General features: G+C 46.1%; 3 protein-coding genes and 1 pseudogene. All 4 read left to right on the top strand.

Translation table 11 applies throughout. From position 1 onward, the window contains the following. Positions 1-141 precede the first annotated feature (141 nt). Positions 142-372 (top strand): annotated as a pseudogene (locus RIG27_RS32370) (hypothetical protein); the annotation flags it as partial. A gap of 248 nt (positions 373-620) precedes the next feature. Continuing rightward, entirely contained in the window at positions 621-1,070 is a 450-nt protein-coding gene (gene ndk / locus RIG27_RS32365; protein WP_446342687.1) for a nucleoside-diphosphate kinase, read from the top strand. Between the two features lie 174 nt (positions 1,071-1,244). Beyond that, positions 1,245-1,817 carry a Uma2 family endonuclease gene (locus RIG27_RS32360; protein ID WP_446351157.1) on the top strand — a complete coding sequence of 191 codons (573 nt, stop codon included), beginning with the start codon at positions 1,245-1,247 and terminating at the stop codon, positions 1,815-1,817. Between the two features lie 190 nt (positions 1,818-2,007). After that, on the top strand, positions 2,008-4,473 hold the full coding sequence (locus tag RIG27_RS32355) for a CHASE2 domain-containing protein (RefSeq protein ID WP_446351156.1): 2,466 nt from the start codon (positions 2,008-2,010) through the stop codon (positions 4,471-4,473). Positions 4,474-4,733 lie beyond the last annotated feature (260 nt).

The following is a 4,733-nucleotide window of genomic DNA, read 5'->3' as shown; positions in this document are numbered from 1 at the left end:
CAAAGCCTTTATATAACAAAAGGTTTGGGCGTTATCTGGATGTTTTTCTCAATTTTGAATAGCTGAGGCGCTACAATTATTATGGGGCTTGGTTTTTGATTGTTTAAACTGATAGTTTAGCATAGTAACTCCGGAAGAACCGAAATCGACGGGCAAAAACGCTTCTATAACCTACGAATTGAATCGCTGCAAGAAACCATTGAAAATCAGGAATCTCGCATTGAAAATCTCTCCAAACAACTGGATGCGGCGCTGAAACAGGTGCAAGATTTAGCAGTTAAGGCAATTGAAGGAACCTCAAATTCCAATTCTTATCAGGCGCTGAAAGAAATTGCATTAGAACAGGCTAAAGGGCAAACCAAGACGAAGTAAACAAACAGATAATACCACACTAGAATTTGTAGAGACGTTCCATGGAACGTCTCTCGCCTTGCTGAAACATGATACCCAATCCGCCTTTGTAACCTTTATACCTTGAGTCCTGTTGCCTGTTGCCTGTTGCCTGTTGCCTTGTCCCTACCATCTATTTAGTTGACCCAGATTTAGTCTGATTGGGCGATGGACACGAATATGGTCTAATCTGGGTTTGGTAATTTGTGAAAAATCTTGAGGAGAGAAATTTGGAGCGAACATTTTTGATGATTAAGCCAGATGGCGTCCAGCGTAATCTGGTGGGTGAAATTATCCAACGCCTGGAAACCAAAGGCTTTACCCTGGTGGGACTCAAGCTGATGAGTGTTAGCCGGGAACTGGCTGAACAACACTATGCGGTTCACAAAGACAAGGGGTTTTTTGCTGGACTCATCAAATTCATCACCTCTGGTCCTGTTGTCGCCATGGTTTGGGAAGGGGAGGGGATTATCGCTTCTGCTCGGAAAATCATTGGTGCAACCAATCCCCTCAGTGCTGAACCGGGAACGATTCGGGGTGATTTTGGCGTTACGGTTGGTCGCAACCTGATTCATGGTTCCGATGGATCAGACACGGCTAAAGAGGAAATTAAGCTTTGGTTTAAGGAAGAGGAACTGGTAAGTTGGCAACCAACCATCAATCCTTGGATTTACGAGTAAGGATGTGATCCGTTTATTGTTTGTCGGGGTACGATAGAGTGTACTTCAACAATAACAGTAATAGGATTGACGCATAGTCTCATGTAGGGTGGGCATTGCCCACCCTACCTCTATAGTTTAAATCCTCAAATTGCGTAAATCCTAAGTGATAATAAAAAAGGGAGTCTTTCTCAAATGACAGTGAGTCCAAATTACGCCTATATCTCTCCAGAAGACTATTTAGAAGGAGAGAGAGTGTCCCCAATCAAGCATGAATATATTCGTGGGGAAGTTTATGCCATGGCAGGTGCTAGTAAAGCCCATGTGACTATTGCAGGCAACCTATTTGCGATGCTAAGAAGCCATCTGCGGGGGAGAGGTTGTATCCCTTACATGGCAGATATGAAAGTCCAGATTGAAGCGGCTAGTATTTATTACTATCCCGATGTCACGGTAACTTGTGATGAACGGGATAATTCTTCCTCTGACGAAGACTTTATTCGCTATCCTTGTTTAGTCGTTGAAGTCCTATCTCCTAAAACCGCCGCTTTTGATAGAGGGGATAAATTTGCCGACTACAGAACTATAGACACTCTAGAAGACTACGTACTAATTAATCAAGAACGGATTAGTGTAGAGTATTTTCGGCGTAATTCTGAAGGACTTTGGGTTCTCCATCCCTATAGTCAAGGGGAAGAAGTTCACTTGGCTAGTGTTGATTTTCACTGTCCTATTGAAGCGTTGTATGAAGATGTGATGGGACTTTAAGTAGAGACGTTGCATGCAACGTCTCTACAAACCGCTATTACGCTTACTGACGATGCATCACATACTGGCGTCAAAGATGATGGCTGGATTCCTGTTCACCGACTAAGGTAAACTGCATATCCCCCTCACGGCTGAGAGATAGAATCAAGAAACGAGGCATCGTGGTTGCCAATCGGCGATTCTATCGACTATGACTCCCAACCGTTTTGTGTTCTATCTCAAAGTTCAGCGCATCGAACAGGCTTGTCTGTTTGAGTTGTCTTGGGGGCGAGGACAACTAATTGGTGTGACTGTACCTTATCCGGAAACTCTAACTACCCTCTATCAGGAGTGGAGTAAGGTTTATCTGAGTTTCTATAAGCAAGCGCTGCGAGGGCGGGTGTCTCAAATGGGGAACTTGAGCAAACCACCCGTCGATTGGCACGCGAAACTGGTTCAAGCTGAGGCAAAGTTACTCTACGAGTTTCATCAATGGTTGCGGCGAGGGGAGTTGTTTGAACTTCGTTCTCGTATCGTTCAGGCGGTTCGAGATCAGGGGATGAAAGATACTACCCCGATTATCGAAATCTTTCTCACCTGTAATCCCCTAGAACTCGCCCGATTACCCTGGGAAGCTTGGGAAATTGGCACGGAGTTTGCGGTACCCTCTCAAATTCATATCCTGCGGACACCTCTGACAATTCAAGGCACCACTGTGACACCCAGGCGGCGGCGACGGGCGCGGGTTTTGGTGATTTGGGGAGATGATACCGGATTAAATTTTAAGGCGGATCAAGAGGCGGTGCGATCGCTCACGGGAATTGCTGAGATTGTGTTTGTCGGTTGGCAACCTGGACAGGAGGGGAATGCATTAAAAACGGAAATTGTCAAGCAAATTACCGATGAACGGGGCTGGGATATCTTATTTTTTGCGGGTCATAGTAATGAAACTATATTAACCGGAGGAGAGTTTGCGATCGCGCCAGGAGTGTCTCTGAATTTCAGTGAAATCGCCCAACCCCTGAAAATCGCCAAGGAACGCGGCTTACAGTTTGCCCTATTTAACTCCTGTAATGGACTCAGTTTAGCCAATTCCCTGATTGATTTGGGCTTTCCTCAGGTGGCGGTGATGCGAGAACCGATTCATAACCAAGTCGCCCAAGAATTCCTGGTGCAGTTTCTGCAACGGTTAGCCCAGTTTCATGATGTGCAAGACTCCCTGCGGGAAGCGTGTCGGTATCTCAAATTAGAAAAGCATCTCACCTATCCCAGCGCCTATCTGGTTCCCTCCCTATTTCGCCATCCTGACGCGCCCCCATTTCGCCTAGAACCCACAGGCTGGAAGCAACAGGTTAAGCGTTGGTTACCGACGAAACCCGAAGCGATCGCACTTTTGGTTCTCATGTTTCTTAGTTTACGCCCTGGGGTGCAAGATTTTCTCCTGGAACGGCGGGTTTGGATGCAGTCGGTTTATCGGAATATCACTGAACAGATTCCTACAGATAAATCTCCCCCTGTTCTGTTAGTGCATATTGATCGCGAGTCTCTCATTCATGCCAATATTGATGCACGCCGCATTAATCCCATTGATCGCACCTATTTAGCCCGTCTTATTGATCAGCTTACTGCATTAGATGCCAAAGTGATTGGCTTAGATTATCTCCTGGATAGTCCCACCGATGAAGATGACGTTCTCGCCCAATCTATTCGTCATACCATCGACAAAAAACAAACCTGGTTGGTATTTGCGGCGGTAAAAACCGGAAACGAAGAACTAGGAATAATTGATAGTATCGCTCACCCCAATTGGAGTTTAGAGGCTTATATTAATGCGCCGCTTTGGTACAATAAACTTCTCCCCCCTAATACCAATTGTGCGGATAGTTGTTCCTTTGCCTATTTATTAGCCCTCGCCCACGCCGCCAATCAAGCCCCTAATCCGAATTTACCCCAACCGCAGCGATTAACCGAGACGGATTCATCGGCAAATTTCCGCACCCGATTCATTCACTATTTAGACAACAATCCCGCACCCAATCCCCTCACCGACTTTTTGCATCCGTTGCGCCTTCCGGCAATGACTAGCCTATCGCGAAATTTCCAACAACTTTGGTTATATCCAATTCTTGATTTTTCCATTCCCCCCGATTATGCTTATCAAACAATTGCCGCTTGGGAGTTACTGGAAAATACTGATAACGCACCAACACCGGAACAATTAAACCAGCAAGTTGTCCTGATTGCGGCGGGCGGATATGACCAAGCTGGGGTAACTGATGGAGGGAGTGATAACTTTCCCATTCCTATGGCTGTATCTTATTGGCGCTCGCAAAATCCGCACCTGAATTATCCCCCTGTATATACAGGGGGTGAATCTCATGCCTATACCATGTACCATTTATTAAGCCAGCGATTAGTGATTCCAATACCAGATTTGTGGATGGTTGGTATTGCGGCATTTCTCGGTAAAGGAATGGTGTTACTCATCAGTGAACGCCGACAAATTTGGACAGGACAATGGTTGCTACTATTAACCAGTGCCACCGCTATTTATGGAATCATTGGCTTACAGGTTTATATTTCTGCTGCTTTATTAATTCCTTTCTTTTTACCCTCAGTTACAATTTGGATTTACGCCTTACCTGTGTTTTTGAGACGATTAAATAGGGGCTGCTGAATAAGTGGAGAGGTGAGGGGGAGCAGGGAGAGCAATGTAGAGACGTAGCATGCTACGTCTGGAAGCAGGGGGAACGAGGGGGGTTGGGTGTCGGACGGGGGATCGAAACAGGGGGGCTTTATTGACACTCCCACGGCTTAAAGCGCGTGGGATTCTACATTCATCGTCAGAACTTGCTCTACCAGGCTTGCGCCAAGTAGCGTAGAGGCTCCAACTCCTGTAGCGTTACTTCGGGATTGCCCATCCCTAGATTTTGCCTT

Source organism: Coleofasciculus sp. F4-SAH-05 (genome assembly GCF_040222985.1).
In the GTDB taxonomy this organism is placed as follows: domain Bacteria; phylum Cyanobacteriota; class Cyanobacteriia; order Cyanobacteriales; family Coleofasciculaceae; genus Coleofasciculus; species Coleofasciculus chthonoplastes.
This window is presented reverse-complemented; position numbering and strand designations above follow the sequence as displayed.